Origin of the sequence: Hydrogenophaga sp. 2FB, from assembly GCF_005503365.1 — a bacterium.
In the GTDB taxonomy this organism is placed as follows: domain Bacteria; phylum Pseudomonadota; class Gammaproteobacteria; order Burkholderiales; family Burkholderiaceae_C; genus Hydrogenophaga.
The window spans coordinates 133516-149773 of sequence record NZ_SCML01000004.1; the positions used below are offsets into that span (position 1 = coordinate 133516).

The 16258-nt window shown below is 59.5% G+C and carries 11 protein-coding genes and 4 pseudogenes; 5 read left to right on the forward strand and 10 right to left on the reverse strand.

What is annotated here, in order from left to right:
• Positions 1 to 172 precede the first annotated feature (172 nt).
• Positions 173 to 517: a CzcE family metal-binding protein gene (locus tag FFS09_RS03905; RefSeq protein ID WP_171019856.1), complete on the reverse strand. Its 345-nt coding sequence runs from the start codon at positions 515 to 517 to the stop codon at positions 173 to 175.
• A 355-nt stretch (positions 518 to 872) separates the two neighbouring features.
• Here FFS09_RS03905 and FFS09_RS03910 point away from each other — a divergent pair, with 355 nt between their 5' ends.
• Positions 873 to 1022, forward strand: coding sequence for a transposase (locus FFS09_RS03910; protein ID WP_137917543.1), 150 nt, complete (start codon positions 873 to 875; stop codon positions 1020 to 1022).
• Between the two features lie 455 nt (positions 1023 to 1477).
• On the opposite strand, the pseudogene FFS09_RS03915 reads toward FFS09_RS03910, so the two are convergent.
• Positions 1478 to 2371 (reverse strand): annotated as a pseudogene (locus tag FFS09_RS03915) (IS110 family RNA-guided transposase); the annotation flags it as partial.
• Positions 2372 to 2420: 49 nt separating this feature from the next.
• Between FFS09_RS03915 and FFS09_RS03920 the strand changes: the two are divergent.
• Positions 2421 to 2939, forward strand: a pseudogene (locus tag FFS09_RS03920) (integrase core domain-containing protein); the annotation flags it as partial.
• Between the two features lie 45 nt (positions 2940 to 2984).
• Here the strand turns inward: FFS09_RS03920 and FFS09_RS03925 are convergent.
• On the reverse strand, positions 2985 to 4163 hold the full coding sequence (locus tag FFS09_RS03925; protein ID WP_171019857.1) for a tyrosine-type recombinase/integrase: 1179 nt from the start codon (positions 4161 to 4163) through the stop codon (positions 2985 to 2987).
• Between the two features lie 215 nt (positions 4164 to 4378).
• On the opposite strand from FFS09_RS03925, the pseudogene FFS09_RS31030 reads away from it, so the two are divergent.
• A pseudogene (locus FFS09_RS31030) lies at positions 4379 to 4573 on the forward strand (integrase); the annotation flags it as partial.
• 157 nt (positions 4574 to 4730) lie between these two features.
• Here FFS09_RS31030 and FFS09_RS03935 read toward each other — a convergent pair.
• The 4 genes from FFS09_RS03935 to FFS09_RS03950 all read right to left on the reverse strand — a co-directional run bounded on the left by FFS09_RS03935 (position 4731) and on the right by FFS09_RS03950 (position 9506).
• Complete coding sequence (locus tag FFS09_RS03935; protein WP_137917546.1) at positions 4731 to 5450, reverse strand: hypothetical protein; 720 nt, start codon at positions 5448 to 5450, stop codon at positions 4731 to 4733.
• A 252-nt stretch (positions 5451 to 5702) separates the two neighbouring features.
• The gene (locus FFS09_RS03940) at positions 5703 to 7670 is read right to left on the reverse strand and encodes a hypothetical protein (protein ID WP_137917547.1); all 1968 of its coding nucleotides are present in this window, start codon (positions 7668 to 7670) and stop codon (positions 5703 to 5705) included.
• Entirely contained in the window at positions 7667 to 8221 is a 555-nt protein-coding gene (locus FFS09_RS03945; RefSeq protein WP_137917548.1) for a hypothetical protein, read from the reverse strand. Before FFS09_RS03945 ends, FFS09_RS03940 begins: the two co-directional genes overlap by 4 nt.
• The gene (locus tag FFS09_RS03950) at positions 8211 to 9506 is read right to left on the reverse strand and encodes a dsDNA nuclease domain-containing protein (RefSeq protein ID WP_137917549.1); all 1296 of its coding nucleotides are present in this window, start codon (positions 9504 to 9506) and stop codon (positions 8211 to 8213) included. Before FFS09_RS03950 ends, FFS09_RS03945 begins: the two co-directional genes overlap by 11 nt.
• Before the next feature lie 454 nt (positions 9507 to 9960).
• Here FFS09_RS03950 and FFS09_RS03955 point away from each other — a divergent pair.
• Positions 9961 to 10203 (forward strand): annotated as a pseudogene (locus FFS09_RS03955) (transposase); the annotation flags it as partial.
• Positions 10204 to 10339: 136 nt separating this feature from the next.
• On the opposite strand, the gene FFS09_RS03960 reads toward FFS09_RS03955, so the two are convergent.
• Positions 10340 to 12043 carry a phospholipase D-like domain-containing protein gene (locus FFS09_RS03960; protein WP_137917550.1) on the reverse strand — a complete coding sequence of 568 codons (1704 nt, stop codon included), beginning with the start codon at positions 12041 to 12043 and terminating at the stop codon, positions 10340 to 10342.
• Positions 12044 to 12596: 553 nt separating this feature from the next.
• Between FFS09_RS03960 and FFS09_RS03965 the strand changes: the two genes are divergently transcribed.
• Positions 12597 to 14045, forward strand: a complete 1449-nt coding sequence (locus tag FFS09_RS03965; protein WP_137917603.1) for an IS1182 family transposase — start codon at positions 12597 to 12599, stop codon at positions 14043 to 14045.
• 308 nt (positions 14046 to 14353) lie between these two features.
• On the opposite strand, the gene FFS09_RS03970 is transcribed toward FFS09_RS03965, so the two are convergent.
• Positions 14354 to 15229 carry a nucleotidyl transferase AbiEii/AbiGii toxin family protein gene (locus tag FFS09_RS03970; protein WP_137917551.1) on the reverse strand — a complete coding sequence of 292 codons (876 nt, stop codon included), beginning with the start codon at positions 15227 to 15229 and terminating at the stop codon, positions 14354 to 14356.
• The gene (locus FFS09_RS03975) at positions 15226 to 16248 is read right to left on the reverse strand and encodes a type IV toxin-antitoxin system AbiEi family antitoxin domain-containing protein (RefSeq protein WP_252374222.1); all 1023 of its coding nucleotides are present in this window, start codon (positions 16246 to 16248) and stop codon (positions 15226 to 15228) included. Before FFS09_RS03975 ends, FFS09_RS03970 begins: the two co-directional genes overlap by 4 nt.
• Positions 16249 to 16258: the final 10 nt, after the last annotated feature.

Sequence of the window (16258 nt, forward strand, 5' to 3'; positions counted from 1 at the left end):
CCTAGTGGCTGGAGTACGCCCCTAGCGAGGGTCAGGCACAGCTTGCCTTCGACCCGCACATCTGCTCTCGCCTGCAGCCTGCGAGCGTCTTTTCGAACTATTCAAAGAACCGCTGGCAGCGAACAGATGGATCCGGTCGACGGGCGAGCTATTTAGCCGTGCAGGCGGAAGCTCAACGGCGATACAACTGATTTTTGGTCACGTAGACCCGATAGTCCTTGCTCGTGAAGCCGGCAGGCGCGAACTGGGCAAGATCCCAAGACCGACCATCCAGACCATTGAAGGTCCACGAAAACTTCTTGCCACCCGCGCCTACAAAAGAGACTGTTTCCCCGTACTTCACGTTGGCGAACTTGGTTGCTTCAACGTCCACGATTCTTGATCCAGCGTCTGCGCTGGCCGACTGGCCTTGGACAGACTGACCATTGCGGAACGTTTCAGCGGCAGACACTGCCCCCAAGGTGCTGGTAAATGCGACTGCGAATGCTGCGCTACGGAGTGTTGAAAGTGCTTTCATTTGGAACCTCATTGGTGAATGGAACGGACCCTTGAGCTAGGCAGGGCTGCCCTCAAGAACCGACGCCAACTTTAAAAAACAGGCACCTACAGCATCAAGATCGAAGAATGACAAATCCGTCATGTTGCTTGGGAGGAAGGCGAGTTCATCTCTGCGCGCATGCGAAAGGGCACGCAGACGTTGCAGACCAACCAATCCGCGTGCGATGAACCGCCCCGGGACTGAGCTGACCCCCAGAAGTTGGACAAACTTCAAGGGGGTTCATGAAGAAGTGACGTGCCCCCGAAAAATCTGCACAGGTCAAAACTAGAGGTACGGTTGCTTCCCAAGGCCTCGAGAGGGGCAAGGGGAGGTGATGAAGAAGTCCCGATTCAGCGAAGAGCAGATCGCATATGCGCTGCGAATATCCGACGGCGGTACGCCAGTGGTAGACGTGTGCCGCCAGATCGGCATCTCAGAGGCCACGTTCTACACCTGGAAGAAGAAGTACGAGGAACTGGCGTGAGCGAGCTGCGCAAGCTCAGACAGCTTGAGGACGAGAACGCGCGCTTGCGGCGCATCGCTGCCGATCTAACGCAGGACAAACAGATCCTGCAGGAGGTCGTCAAAAAAAAGCTCTGAGGGCTGCCAAGCGCCGCGAGCTGGCAGCCTGGATGCAGGAACGTTTCAAGGTTAGCATGCACCGCTCTTGCCGACTGGCGCTGCTGCAGCGTTCGAGCTGGTACGCCAAGAGCGCGGCGCGCGATCAGATCGTCCTGCGTCAGCGTATTCGAGACCTAGCGATGAGCAGGCCCCGGTTTGGTTATCGGCGTGTCCTGGTGATGCTCACACTCCGCTACATCCCATCGCCCTCCCATCACTCGCCTCGGCTTCGACGGGAACAACGTGTTGAGAAACTACAGCTAGCGCGGTCACGGCAATGTGGGCATGTCGACGGTGCCCCAACGCGATCAGCCACTTTTGCAGCGGATCGTTGGGATGTTTGTCTTTCCATACCCAGACTGCGCGTGCGCCCTGAATGAAGAGGCGCCGCAGGTAACTGTTCCCTCGCTTGCTGATGCCCACGAGACGGGTGGTGCCACCTGTCGAGAGTTGCCGGGGTACGAGTCCGGCCCACGACGGAAGGTCACGGGCCCGTTTGAACTCACTGCCATTGTCCACCGCAGCCACAATCGCCGTGGCCAGCAGCGGTCCCACGCCAGGGATCGATTGCAGGCGCCGACACAACTCACTCCCACGCGCCAATTCGCCGATCTTGTCGTTGAGCGACTCGATGGCCTGCTCTGTTTGATTCCAGGCCAAGAGCAAGATTCTGAGCAACTCACGCATCATGGGCGTCAGGTCAGTCGACTCATCCGCCACCAACCTGGGCAGGATCGTGCGCAGCGCATAAAAGCCCTGCGCAATCTCGATGCCGCGGTTCAGTAGCGGGCCTCTGATCTGGTTGATCATCGCCAGGCGTTGACGCACCAAACGCTCGCGCACACGGTGGAGTGCCTGCACGTCCATCTGCTCTTCGCTGCGCACCGGCACGAATCGCATGGTCGGCATGATGCTCGCCTCGGCAATGGCCAAAGCGTCATTGAAGTCATTCTTCTGCGACTTCACAAATGGCTTCACATACTGGGCCGGCAACAACTTGACCGTATGCCCGAACGTCATGAACTTGCGCGCGAAGTACTGGGAACCGCAGCAGGTTTCCATACCAATCAGACAGGCGGGGTGGTGGGACACGAACTGGATCAGCTGCGCACGGTTGAACTTCTGGCGGTGGGTGATGTGGCCAGACTCATCTTTACCAAGCACGTGGAACCAGCGCTTGCCCAGATCGATGCCGAGAACGGTGGTACTCACTGCAATCTCCTGTGGATGTTGAGGGCGTCACGATAGAAGAAAGGGGCGGACTATTCCATTAGTGGCCGATGCGCTGTTCGATGGCCGCAAGCTGCGCATGCTCACGGTGGTCGATCTATTCACACGCGAGTGCCTGGCCATCGATGTCGGGCAAAGCCTCAAGGGAGAGGACGTCGTGCGCGTGCTCACGGCCATCACCCAGGAGCGAGGGCTGCCGCGCACGATCAAGTCGGACAACGGCAGCGAGTTCACCTCCAAGGTGATGGACAAGTGGGCCTATGAGCGACACGTCGAGCTCGACTTCAGCCGTCCGGGCAAGCCAACCGACAACGCCAATGTGGAGAGCTTCAACGGAAGGCTGCGTCAGGAGTGTCTCAATGCCACCTGGTTCATGTCGATCGACGACGCTCGGGGCAAGATCGAGGCATGGCGGCAGTACTACAACGAGAGTCGTCCCCACTCCGCGCTAGACTGGTCGACACCCGCCGAATTCGCCCGTCGTCGCAGGCAATTGCCTGCAACGACGATCTCAGAGGAGCCGGAAATCCCTACTTCCGTGCGGTACTGAATCGGGTACAAGGTCACTGCCGCAGGCCCCCTGCCGCCGAGCACCTCAGCCCAACGGAAGCACCAGGCTCACTGGCTGATTCGCATCGCTCCAGCGCCGGTCGTAGGCGGTGGTTGTTGTAATGCAGGCGTGCCCCAGGAAGTGCCGTACTTCGTTGAGGTCAGCACGCTCACGCAAAGCGAGCGTGGCGGCCGTGACCCGCAGCGCATGCGCAGAAAACCGCTCCCCCACCACTCCGATCTGCGCCAGGTAGGGCTGCACGATGCGCTGGGCCACAGCACCGGCAGTGAGTCCAGCAGACTTGACTGCCGTGTCGAGCCTCCTCTGCCGCCGCGACTGCTGTGAAGCGTTGGTCTGCAGATTTTGAAGACTCTCCGAGCCGCGCTCGAACGCCGCGGTGTGCGGCTCGATGTTTGGGGGCGTGCTGGCACGTCGCCCGGTGCCCTCTCTGTCATTCACTAGCCCACCCTCCTCCTCGATATGTCGACCTTGAGGATTGAAATCGCACCCGACACCGGAATGACGGCGGACTGCCTTCATACGCACGAACAGCCGCTCGTCGCTTTGAGGCTCCGCGCCCCTCATCGCCAGGTAGTGCTGCACCCTGTCGCGCATGAGGGGTGCGGCGGCAATGAACCGTGTCTTACCACCTTTGCCCAACACTCGCACGTGCGGCACACCCGCGCGCTGACAATCAAAATCTCGCACGCGAAGGGTCACGACCTCCTCGCGGCGCAAACCGCCCAACAGCATGACGGCCAGGATCGCACGGTCTCGCACGCCCTTGAGCGTGTGCGCATCAGGCGCCTCCAGCAAAGCCTGGGCTTGCGCCAAAGATAGAGCTGGCGTCTTTCCCTCGTGGCTCTCCAGGCGCGGCCTGCGCACGCCGCGTGCCGGGTTCGTGGAGATGAGCTGCTCATCGACCAGATGCTCCAGCAGCGAGGACAGGGCTGCGAGCTTTCGACGTTGGGTGCTCGGCGACAGGCCCTGGGCCTGCAGGTGGTGGCGCCAGGCCAGCACATGGGATCGCGCGACCTGAAGCAACTCGGACTGGGTTTGCAGCCCTGAGAACATGGCGAAGTCCCGCACGTCGGCCGCGTAGGCGCGCCGGGTGCAGACGCTGGAAAAGTTGGCGAGCCACTGATTCTCGATGGCCATGAGGCCCAGTTGTGCGAAGCGGCTGGCTGTGCTGTCGCGCTCGGGGTCGATCACAGGGTCGCGCACGGGATCGCAGTGGAGGCCGTGGACGCGGGAGGGGATCCGAGAGGGATTGGGGTCGAAGAGTTGTTCGCGAGGGTACATCGATGGTGGGTGTCTCCCCTCCCCTGCAATGCGCAGAAAATTGTGGGGTCCCTGTATCGATAACATGTGTTTTCAATACGTCAAGGGCAGGAGCCGACGCTTCACTGCAGATCTCAACTTCATCGCTGTAGGGCACCCGACTGCAGTTTGAATTCGCTGCACGCATGTCCCAGATCTTGCACCTGCGCTGGGAGTGGATCGACCTCCCGAACCGGCGAATCGTCTGGCCGGACAGCAAGACCGGGGACATATCCAAGCCGATCAGTGAAGAGGCGCTCCGTCTGCTGACCAATGCGCCGCGTATTGCTAATTCACCGTTCGTGTGCCCGGCCCCCAGGTGGCGTCCCAGGTGCCCTCCCAAAATGTGCGGTTCTGCAGCATCAAGAGGCCCCGCAACTGATCGCAGTGCGCCTGCGCATATGCAGGGAGCGCTGGTCCGCCGTGGCGCCACCTCAAACTGTAAACGGCCCGCTTCTCAAACTCTCGGCATCAAAATACGCCAACTCCGCCATCAGGCTCCGACCTCTCGGGCTTCGGGGCCAGTGTAAATTTCGTGCCTGTCGGATCGAAAGTCACCAACCTGTAGCCATGCTCGCAGGCCAGTTCATTCATCGAATCATCCGGCCCCACCAGCAGGTGACAAACCTTGCCGCCGAAGCCGCGAGGCTCGCAGGCGCGGTAGAGGTTCAGCTGACGCAGCAGGTTGCCTGCCGTGGGCCAAGTGCTTTTGACTTCGATCAGCGCTGCGTGGCGAGGGTTGTCCCTCGTCCATGAGTGCAGCTTGTCGTTTATTTCGATGAAAGGGGGGCGGACTCTTTCATAGGCGATACCGATGTCGATGAAACCCAGCAGGCGGTGCGTCCGGCCTTCGTTGGAGAAGTCATCGAGCAGGACTTCCAGCCGCTTCGCCCGGATCCGGAGGGGCGACAGGCTTTTCCAGGATGGCCGGATACCCGTGAGGCGTTCGGCCTCCAGGATGTCGACCACCCGATTCTTTTCATACGGAGTGTTCGAGCGCAACGAGAACGTGGCGTTCTGATCGAACGGTTTCAACAAAGGCCAGCCGTGAAGGCCAACCAGAATCTCTTCCAGCGTCCGCTCATCCGCGAACAGTGCTGTCATGATCTGGTCGTGTTCAGGCCGATCCACTTCGGCATCGAACATCTGAAGCGTTTGGCGATCTATCTTCTGTCGGGCGGCACCTGCCATACAAGAACTCCAGTACTTGGTTGATGTGGCGCACTTCACTGGTCCTCATGCATGGCGCATGCGTTCGTGGGTAGGGCCTTCCTTACTAAATCGAACGGCCGAAGCGCCTGCGCATGATCGCCCATGGATAGTCCGCGTGGCCGTGGCGAACCGCTGCGCCCTGCGGAATCAATCAACCCGAAGCCGCCGCTCCCGCAGCTCCCGCAGCTCAATAGTTCAGTAGGAAAACCGTTCTCTGAGACAGCATCCCAACTACGGGGCTGATCCGTCAGCATCCGGTACTTCGTAATAGGGTACCAGTGGCGGATCTTCGCGACTGCCCGGCGCCATATGCCGAGATCGAATGGTGATATTGGTTTCTTCAGGCACAGCGAAAAGCTCCTTGTCGATGAGGATGAACTGCGTATCCTTCAGTTCATCGGCGGCTAACTCATAGACCATGCTGTAGAAGGCTTGGAAGAGTTCCCTGTTCTCTCTCTCGCTGACGTTTTTCATCGCGGAATCGAGCATCAACAGCGTTGGCAAAGCCGCCCCCGTCTTTGTCGCGAGGCGATGAATGGCCAAGGCATAGCAGGCCTTGAAGATGCTCTTCATGCCTCCGCTTCCCATATTGGCGAACGATGTCACCGCAAAATCCGCAGCATCCGTAGGCGCGACCTCCGGCACTAACGTCTTCGGGTCAATGGTCACCTTGTAGGATGCATTCAGACCAGGGAAGGATGACCGAACCAGGCAGTCGAGGAACAGCCTTTCCAGATCTTCCAGATTCGATCGGTCCTTGAAAGCCTTCTCGCGTTCGCGCACAAGCTTTGCCCTGAGTTCACTTTCTTGTCCTTGAAGGGCATCTGCAGTCTCCAAAAATTCAGCGAGTCTTTCCGGCAACTTCCGATACGAAATCAGCGAGCCCACCTGCTGCTCCAGAACGGTTGCCTGCCTTTCGAACTCGATGGCTTGAGACAAGAAGGCAGAGTCGTAGTCACGCATGCGCTCGTTCAGGCTCTGATCTACAAGCGCCTTCTCGATCTTGGTTCTCTCCAACTGCCGAGCGATGCGCTTCTCTTGCTGCTTGAGTCCCTGCAATGTTTCCTGCAACTCTGACAGTCGAACCTTCAGATCGGCTTCAACCACTTCATTGCTCATGTGGTTGTGCGGATGCTCGCTCTCTGCCTGACCACATACCGGGCAATGCCCTTCAGCCCGTACTGGTAGTGTCAGCGTACAACGCGGACATTCGCTGAAATCCACGGCAGCAAGCAGGCTGCGGGCTGACTTCGTTCGGCTGAAGCGAACAGAAAGCATTCGTAGCTCATTCAAGTGTCTCTCGGTGTCCTCGCCGCGCTGTTGCACGGCTTGCAGCATGTCTTCCAGACCTTGGGCATCGTTGCTGAGCGAACGCCCGCTCTCCCTCAACGCGTCGACAGCATGACCTCCACCGCCACGCTGCTGCCGAGCGGTGGCGGCAGACTCGCGAACCCTGTCTCTCTGCGCACTCAGCATCTCAATGCGCGCATCTATTTCCGCGGGATTCGAGAATCCCGATTCCTCCAGAACCTTTTTCAAGGCTTCCGCCGCAGCACGAGCCCCCATTTTCTGCTCGTGAATTGCCTGCAGATCCCCCTCCAGGGCAGCCACTTGATCTTGGTGATATCCCAGGATGAAACGCATCGCATCGACGCTCTTTGCGCGTCGCACCCAGTCCCCCTCCATGTCCAGGCGGAAGAAATCGCTGTCAATTTCGTCCTGATCGATGTAGCAGAACCTGAGCAGGTCGCGCAGGCTCAGCCTGACCATGCTCGGCTCAGCAGTGCGGCGTCCCTTGCGAACCATCGGCGCTGGCAGGTCTGCGAGGTGAAAGACCAGATCGGAAAGCACCTCGATCATGGTTCCTGGCACCGCGATACCTTCCGCCTTCCGCGCAGGAATAAGCACTTCGAGCGATTCCTCACCTTCTTTCCAGGTCGCGACGACGTTGCTGGACCCTCTTTCGCGATAGATCGTCAGGCGACGACCTTCGACTTCGAGACTGAGCACTGCTTGAACAAACTCCAGCTGCAGAGCCGGCGTGAGATTGATGTCTGCACCAAGACAATAGTCAATTAGACGAGCAATGCTCGACTTTCCCGCGCCGATCTTCCCCCAGAAGAAATTGACGTGGTCAAACTCGATACGTTCGACAGATTTTCGAAAGTGCAGTTCAAGAAATTTGAGGTTGACTCTCATATCGTGATGGGGTCGCCCCACCTCATGTTCGTGATTTCAGGGAAGGTGGCGTAGACGAAATCCTTGAGGCCACTGCCACTCATCGACCCGAACGTTCGCGCCACAAGACCGGCGCGCACCGACAAATCCTCAAGGTCTGTCGATGTTCCGAGAGCTTTGGCTACATCGTGTCCGGCATCGGTGAGCCACAGTTTGACCGTCCGCCCTTCCACGCCCGCGCGCAGCAGGCCCTTTCCAACCAGTAGAGCAATCCAGCGCCGATACCTGTGGTCCCATGGCCCGTAGCGAAAGCGCACCATCTTCGATTCAATGGTCGTTCTCTCGAACTCTTGGATGTGTGCCGGTTCGGTCGACTTATCTTTGGCGATGAGTGCTCGTTCCAGACAATTCGGATACCGCAGCAGGAAGTCCAGTTTCGCAAGCTTTGTCACACCCTCAACAGGCTTGTTAGACCGTCCAGAATGGGCCTCGAAAAGCATAAGCAAGCGCGCCATGTGCAGGTGGTCATCCAGCTCTGTTTTCGCCAAGGCCTGTACGAGTTCAAGTGCCATCGTCATCTCCTTCAACGATCGGCACACCCCACGTAAATTTGCAGCTGCCGGAAAGCAGACCCGCGACACCACGGAGCGTCTCGGCCCGTTCGTTCTCCACACTCGCTCGATCGTGGCGAGCCAACTCTTCCGTTCGTTGAAGAATGCGTTGGTAGATGAGAAGGCCCTTGCGTCGCTCGTCGGTTTCAAGGGCGGCCAAGGCCTCGGCGTTCTGGCATTCAACGAGCACCACGCTCTCAAGCTGCCTTGTGGTACGAAGTGTTGCCTCGGGGTCAATGAGCGCACGCTCCAACAATCGTTGCTCGGCTGCCATCGCTTGCAGCCAGACTGAATCGAAGTACGCGCCCACGTAGCCAGCGTTCATCTTCTGCCTCAGGACCTCCATCTGCCCCGATGCCTTCCCGAGCTGCAAAAGGCCCCCGACATCGGCGTATCGGAAACCACCTGCCGGATCTTGCTTAAGAATCCCCTCAAAGTCCTCAACGGAAACGCGCTTACCTCGGATCGCCGCAGTCGGCCTTCCGTCTGATTGAAGTATGGACGCGTAGAAGTCGAGGGACGGGACCGAGAGAGCGCTGGCTTTTCCGATAAGAAAAAATATCTCATCGCGGATCTTGCAGAGCCTCTCCATCGTGAACTGCGTGCATGCGGGAATCCCCGCCACCACCGTAGCCAAGTGATCTCTAAAGCCCTCCAAAGGTGGACCCTTCTGAAATTCAAGTTTGCGCAAGACTTTGAGTATGAGTTCAGGTGCGATGCCTGTCGCAGCTACGAGAACGTCAAAGGAGGCCTTGTAGGGAGATGGAATGCCGTTGGCATCAACGGCAAGCCGACACTGATCTCGAACCCTGACTGGGCTGCTTGCCAGCGTGCTTGGTGTCACTGCCGTTTTGGCAGGGATGTATGGCCTTGCATTGGAGAAGAAGACGTACTGCTCAACCTGAGACGCGTACTGTGATTCGTGCTCAGCAAACTTTCGGACTGCATCTATGAAGCCAGAGTCGCCGCACTTCCAAGTCGCACCCTGGGCCGAGTTTGTCTTGACCTGAATCGCATGAAAGGCTCCTGACGGGAGTTCAGCCAAGAGGTCATCATGATGCTCACACCAGACCGCCAGATAGTCATTCAGCGATGCGAGTGCGCCGGCAAGCGCCACGACGCCGGCCGCCCACTGGTACATGAAAAGCGCTTGAGTCTCATCGCCCCGATCACTTTGGAGGGTCGCCAGTCCGTCGGACTGACCAGGAACACCCAAAGCAGATGCTGAATTCTTCCCTCGTGCCATAGCCTCGTGTGTCCTCAGATCATTTTGTCTTGCCCACTCATTTCGTCGAATCGCGTTTCAACCCTGCGAATGGGTGGCGGGCTCCGATCATTATGCGTCTTGTTACAACTTGATTTTGCGCGATCCGGCAGACGAGTACCTCTGGCGGGTAGGTGCATCCCCGGCAATGCAGGGCCGCACTCTCCGTGCTCCGCATTGAGCCCCTTCAGGTCTAGACCTATCGGCTTCCATCGCCGATGCCTTCGCGGCGTGGCCGCTGCGCGCTGCGCTTGCCAATGCAGGTTGGTATGGGGGAGCTTGCTATTCCCCTCATGGTGTCACCCCGTTCTCGCGTTAAAGGCCTGCGCGCACGTTGAGCGCTGGCGTCCTGCCAGCCGTCTTCGAGCCTTGAGCGCTGCGCTGCGGCGTGCCGGTTCCGGTCTCGGGCAATCCTGCCCGATCACTGGAGTTCGCCAAGGCCCGGGACTTCATCAATCAGCGCGTGCGCAGGAGCGGCGAGATCGACGAGGTCCAGCGCTCGAAGAACCACAACAAGTCCAAGGTCCGCGCGCGGGTCGAACATGTCTTCGCTGTGGTCAAGCGGCTGTGGGACTTTGCCAAGGTGCGTTATCGAGGTCTTGCCAAGAACGCCACGCGCTCGTTCGTGGTCCTGGATTTGGCCTACATCTACATGGCGCGAACGCGCCTCATGGCATGAGTGCGCCCGCAGCGCACGTCAAGTGCGCATCTCGGGGCGCAAAGGTAGCGGTTTGCTGCGAATCTTCCCGACTTTCCTGCCTCGGTCACGACCGGTCAGGTGCATCGCTCAATTCGATGGTTTTTTCAGTCCAGCCTTAAGTACCCGGCTTAACGAAGTAGCGCCGTCGCTTTGCCTTATAGCTGTCTGGATGGAAGTGCGTGGGCAGCCAGTCGTCGGTCCGCACCTTTAGGTAGCCGGCCTCGGGGTCGGACTTGCCCGCCTCGGTCAGCACGCGCGAGACGTAGCGCGCGTAGTGGTGGTCGAAGACGCGCATGAACTCGCCGAAGTAGATGTCGGCCACGCGCGTGTCGCCGCGGATGACCAGCATGTTCTCGTCGTTGATACGCTGCGAGGGCTTGCTGAAGTTGGCCGAGCCGGAGATCACCAGGGGGTCCTTGCCCAGCGGATCGATCAGCATGAACTTGTTATGGATGTAGCGGTTGCGATTGAGGGGATTCGAGCGTTCACGCAGGAAGTTCGCCAGCGCGCCGCTTCCGAGGTAGGAACCCGCCGCGAAGATCAGGTCTCTGTCCCGCCCGATGGTCTCGGTCTCGCCTAGCGGGTCGTCCTTGACGACGTAGCGCAGCACGTCGTTGTCCACGTTGAGCACCTGGGCAAATAGTGGATCGATGCTGAAGGCGAAGGTCATGCAGGCGATTTCCTTCGCTTCGGCCAGGCGGTCGGCATACCACTGCAGAGTCTCGTTGCTGTCCTTGTCGTCGCGCGGCGAGAACACTGGTGTCACCGAGTTCTTCGGCGTCTTCTTCTGCGGCAGCGGCGTCACCGCCGTCAGCGGACCGCGCAGCTTGGTCGGCGTCGTTTTCTTCTGCGCCAGCAGGTCCCAATAGTCGAGGTACTTCCGCGCCACGACGCGGTCCCACACGACGTGGCCTACGTTGGAATGGCCGAAAATGCCACCGTCGGAGATGTTGGTCGATCCAGTCCACACCGCGACCGGCCCCTGCTCGTCCACCAGTACGATGAACTTGTTGTGGCGAATGCCTTCGCTGACCGTGCGGGGGATCGTTGCGCCGAGTTCTGCTAGGCCGGCATTGCCGATGGTTTCTTCGTTGCTGACCTTGTAGGTGCTTTCGCCGTCATAGACGATCTTCACATCGGCGCCACCTTCGATCGCCTTCACGAAGGCGTTGGCCACAGGTGCGTAGTGAAATTCATACAGCGCTGCGCGCAGTGCCATGCCGTCCTTCGCTAGGCCGATGAAATCGATCAGGGCCTCGAACAGTCCGCGAGACAGCCAACGCATCTCCTCGGTACGCGGGTTGTTGGCCTCGGGAGCGCGGTTGCCAAACTCGCGCGCATAGGCCTGCGAGCCGATGACGCCGCGGTTGAAATGGACGTCATGGCGAGGGGCATCCGAGCCGGCGCTGGCCGGTTCGATGGTCTCCTCCGCGGTCACGTCGAGCGTGACCGCGGCCGCGTTGTCGAGTTTGGTGTTTTTGACCATGCCGAAAACCGGGACGATACGGTATAGGTAGCGGCACCCCGCCTTCGCGGTGTAATCGGCCCACTGGAAGGACTGCACCGGATGCTCTGCGGTGGGTACCGGCGTCCCCGGCGGTAGGCCCTTGTCCTTGTATTTGAAGCGCTTGATGCCGCGCATCCAGTAGCGCTCGATCTCGTCGCCGTGTTTATCCAGTTCGGTGCGCTCGATTGCATAGCCCAGCAGGTCCGTGCGGGTCGGCTTCTTGCCGTCCAGCGTGTCCCAGGCCAGCACCACGACGTAGGTGCCAGCATAGGCGGACGCCCTCAGGGCTGAACTCTTGGCAGTTGATCGCATTCGATTCTCCCTTCGTTGATCGAGAACGGGCGTACACGTCCCAACGCTAGAACTTGATCGAGAAGTCCGGGTTCGAAACCTGCTCCTTGATGTAGCTGACCCCGTCAACCCGCAAGCCCTGCTCGTTGACGACGGTAATTAGCCCACCTTAGTTCGCTGCGTAGTTTGGCAGCTCTTCAAGACGTTCACCAGTCTACTTGGGCTTTTCGAAGTTGATCCGGTCGTGCTTGACGATCCGTGTGGCCGCAGTAGCAGCTTTACGGCACTGTGCTCAAAACCTGCTCCGGGTCGGCAGCGGCAGTTCGCTAAATCATCCAGCGGACGCTCGAGCCGCCTCAAGCCGCAACGCTACAAACAACGTCAGCATTGCCGCCGTGACCGGTCATCGGGCCAGTGACAAAGCTGGCGCCTGGATGATCGCGATGTAACCATGAGCGTGAACAGCGAGCGCGGCCCCCAACGGCCGGAGACGCTGGAGGCTGTGTGAAAACCCTCTCCCAGCCTGCATATGAACTCGGTAGAGTTCACAGACATATTGGACACGGGGGTCAATATGTCGAGATACATCGAAGGTCAGGACAGGCAGCAGGTCACGTTGTTGCCGGAGTGCCTGGATGACTTCATTGCAGAAGACAACACGGTTCGGATCGTGGACGTCTTCATCAATGAGTTGGACCTGGTCGGTTTGGGTTTCGGTGGCGCAAAGCCGACTGCAACGGGCCGGCCTTCTTATCACCCCTCAGTGCTGTTGAAGCTCTACCTGTACGGTTACCTCAACCGCATCCAATCCAGCCGCAGGCTGGAGCGCGAGTGTCAGCGCAACGTGGAGCTGATGTGGCTGACGGGTCGGCTCGCACCTGACTTCAAGACCATCGCGGACTTCCGCCGCGACAACGGCAAAGGCATTCGCAACGTCTGCCGCCGGTTCGTGATGCTGTGCCGCGAATTGAAGCTGTTCACCGACGCCGTCGTGGCCATCGACGGCAGCAAGTTCAAGGCCGTCAACAACCGCGAGCGCAACTTCACGCCAGGCAAGATCGAGCGCCGCGAACGTGAGTTGGAGGAGAGCATCCAGCGCTACCTTGATGCCTTGGAGACTGCAGATCGAACCCAGCCAGTTGAGATGCAGGCAAAGACCGAGCGCCTGCAGGGCAAGATTCAAAAGATGCGCCAGCGACTGCATGACCTTCAAGTCGTCAAGGCGCAACTGGAGACGGTGCCTGATCGGCAGATCTCCCAGACCGATCCTGACGCACGAGCCATGACCACCCACAGCGCCAAAGGCACGGCCATGGTGGGCTACAACGTGCAGACAGCGGTGGACACGAAGAATCATCTGATCGTCGCCCACGAGGTCACCAACAACGGCAGTGACCGTTCACAACTCAGTGCGATCGCTTTGGCCGCGCGCGATGCGATGGGCAAGCGCAGATTGATGGCCATCGCTGACCGCGGCTACTACAACAGCATGCAGCTCAAGGCTTGTGACGACAGCGGGATTGCAGCGCTTGTGCCCAAGCCCATGACATCCAATGCGCGGGCCGAAGGCCGGTTCGACAAGACAGATTTCATCTACATCGCTCGCGACGACGAGTACCAATGCCCTGCGGGCCAGCGGGCGATTCGCCGCTTCAGCCGCGAAGAGGCTGGACTGCAGATCAGCATCTATTGGTCCAGTGCCTGCCCTGGCTGTGCCATGAAGTCGCAATGCACAACGGGCGACTACCGACGCATCAGGCGATGGGAGCATGAGGAAGTCATGGACAAGGCCCAGCAACGGCTGGACCAGATGCCCAACGCCATGACGGTGCGCAAGAGCACCGTAGAACATGTGTTCGGAACGCTCAAGCACTGGATGGGCTGGACGCACTTCTTGACCCGTGGCATCAAGAACGTGGCAACCGAGATGAGCCTGGCCGTGTTGGCGTACAACTTCAAACGCGTCCTCAGCATCCTAGGCTTCGAGGGGACCAAGAAAGCGATGCGGTTGTTGGGTGCATAGGCGCCCTTTGCGCTCGCTTCATGCCCCATTTACGGCCCCGAGATGGCTCCAGCATCGCCTTGGCGCCACTCAGCCGACGTCAATTCGCAGAAACAGACAAATCTGCAACCGACGCGTGACTCGCTCGGGCTGCCAGAGAGTTATCACACGGCCTCGCTGCACAACAGCCCCTCAGCGATGAAGTTGTGAACGAGAGCGGCAGGCCGAAATCGCCCGAGTACCCAATCTCGGCTTTACCTGCTTGGTTTCGATAATCGGTGTTTTTGATACCTACGACCGCACCACCTGCGATGGTTCGCCCCGTCTGCTTACGACCACGGCAGTGATCGGTACAGCCCCTGCACCCGGGCCATGGCCTCTTTAAAGTCCGGGAGATCGCCCGCGACATCGTCCTTGAGCCCCTCGTAACCTTGCCTTGCCATGCGCACGACCGCCTCGTCGTCCATCGACAGCGGACCCGGCTCGATCCCCTTGGAGCGACACGAGTCCACCAGCATGTGGTGAATGCTCGCCAACTCCTGCTCTCCCAATGCATCGACCAGGTCCGACGAGTCCAGCAGCAGACACACGTCGTAAACATCCTGGCGACGGTTGCGCCTTCGCACGGGCTGCTGTAGCAAGGAGCGCAGCTTCTCGGCGACGATGTTGTGCAAGCTGTAGCTCTGGATGGTGGTGCCGCCATCGAGCTGCAGCACCTCCACCCCGAAGACGACCTCGTTGTAGCTGTAGGCGATTTCCACCACCTGAGCGGAGTTGCGAGCGAGAAGGCGTTTCATCGCACTCTCGCTGCCCATGTCGGCGTAGCCGATCTTCAGCGCCAGCGTCTGGTGGGTCTTGTTCTCTCCCTTGGGCTCGACCTTGCTGGACTGCACGCGGCACGCTGTTGCATAGGGCAAGCGGTCTGCGGCAGCGGCCAAGTGCCGCTCCAGGTCGTCGACCAGCTCTTGCGCCTCTACGGCGACATAGGGCGCGGTGGTGGAGAAGTCGATGTCGCGGGTGTAGCGCGAACTGTCGTAGCGAATGGCCATCAACAGCCCGCCCTTCATCACCATCCTGGCCTGCAGATGCTTGGAACGACCGATGCTCTCCAGGATGATGTGCACCGCCTCCCGAAAACCTCTCTGGGGTTTGTCGGGGGCCTGCTGCACCCAGGCCTCCATGTCCACCTCGTTCAACGTCCTCAAGAGCCCTCCCCGGCCAGGTCTTCTCCAGCCTGCCCTTCCCCGTCGCGGCCATCAGTCAACAACGAAGGCACATTGATCGACAGTTTCCAGGTCTCAGAGAACGTCGGGGCGTATTCGCCCTGGGGATCCAGCATGCGCGAGCCGCCACGCTGTGCGAAGTCCTTCCAGCCGTCGATGCGTGGATGTTGGATCCTGCAAACCGCCTCCAGCAGGTAGCCAGCTCGCACCTTCTCGATGGGCTTACCGTGACGATCGATCTCATCCAGGATGAGGGATAGGTACTGTGAGCCGTACTCGCGGTACGCATCCACCACGTGCTGCATGCCCCCGCAGTTGTCGGGCTCGCGCACCATGTCCAGAAACACCCTGCCGACCATGGCGACCCTGATCGCGGGAGACTTGATGGTCTTGAATCCTCCGCGGCTGGAGCGCCGCATCAGCTCGACACGCACACCCTCAACCCGCTCGAAGCCCAAGTACTGCAACATCGGCAACCTGGCTGCGCGGTAAACCGCCAGGCGTTGGCCGAGATCCCTGGCCATCCTCTCTTCAGCGTGCTCTCTCCACTCCTTGTCTGGAGGGGTCGTCAGGTAAAGGATTTTGGAGAAGCGATCCGTGAGCCCGTGAAACTCCATCGCACTGAGGTGGGTCACACAGGCAAACGGATCCACCGCACACGCGACCTCCATGGCCGAGGGCTTGGGGCGGCCAAACAACTGGAAGACGGCACCGGGCTTAAAGTCCTTGGCCGGCGAGATCAGGTGAAAGGAGCTCAACCGGTCCACGATGGCCTTGTACAAGTCCGGCTCGATGACGTCATCTGTGTCGGGCTGCGTTGCACACAGCAGAACGCCCAGATCATAGGCGGTGACGACCGGCCGCTCCCACGTCGCCAATCGGTCTGCAATGCCCTCTGCAGGACCGATGGCGGCGGCTAAGAATTTTGGTTTTGTAGGCAAGCGCTGTAAAATTAACGTCCTTAGGACGTTAATTTTACAGCGCTTGATCTTCGAACGCAATATTACCCGT

What these genes read in the sequence shown, in the direction of transcription:
- FFS09_RS03960 (WP_137917550.1), bottom strand. Translation starts at nt 12,043, where the DNA reads ATGCGATCAACTGCCAAGAGTTCAGCCCTGAGGGCGTCCGCCTATGCT.
- FFS09_RS03945 (WP_137917548.1), bottom strand. Translation starts at nt 8,221, where the DNA reads ATGGCACTTGAACTCGTACAGGCCTTGGCGAAAACAGAGCTGGATGAC.
- FFS09_RS03905 (WP_171019856.1), bottom strand. Translation starts at nt 517, where the DNA reads ATGAAAGCACTTTCAACACTCCGTAGCGCAGCATTCGCAGTCGCATTT.
- FFS09_RS03935 (WP_137917546.1), bottom strand. Translation starts at nt 5,450, where the DNA reads ATGGCAGGTGCCGCCCGACAGAAGATAGATCGCCAAACGCTTCAGATG.
- FFS09_RS03940 (WP_137917547.1), bottom strand. Translation starts at nt 7,670, where the DNA reads ATGAGAGTCAACCTCAAATTTCTTGAACTGCACTTTCGAAAATCTGTC.
- FFS09_RS03965 (WP_137917603.1), top strand. Translation starts at nt 12,597, where the DNA reads ATGTCGAGATACATCGAAGGTCAGGACAGGCAGCAGGTCACGTTGTTG.
- FFS09_RS03950 (WP_137917549.1), bottom strand. Translation starts at nt 9,506, where the DNA reads ATGGCACGAGGGAAGAATTCAGCATCTGCTTTGGGTGTTCCTGGTCAG.
- FFS09_RS03910 (WP_137917543.1), top strand. Translation starts at nt 873, where the DNA reads ATGAAGAAGTCCCGATTCAGCGAAGAGCAGATCGCATATGCGCTGCGA.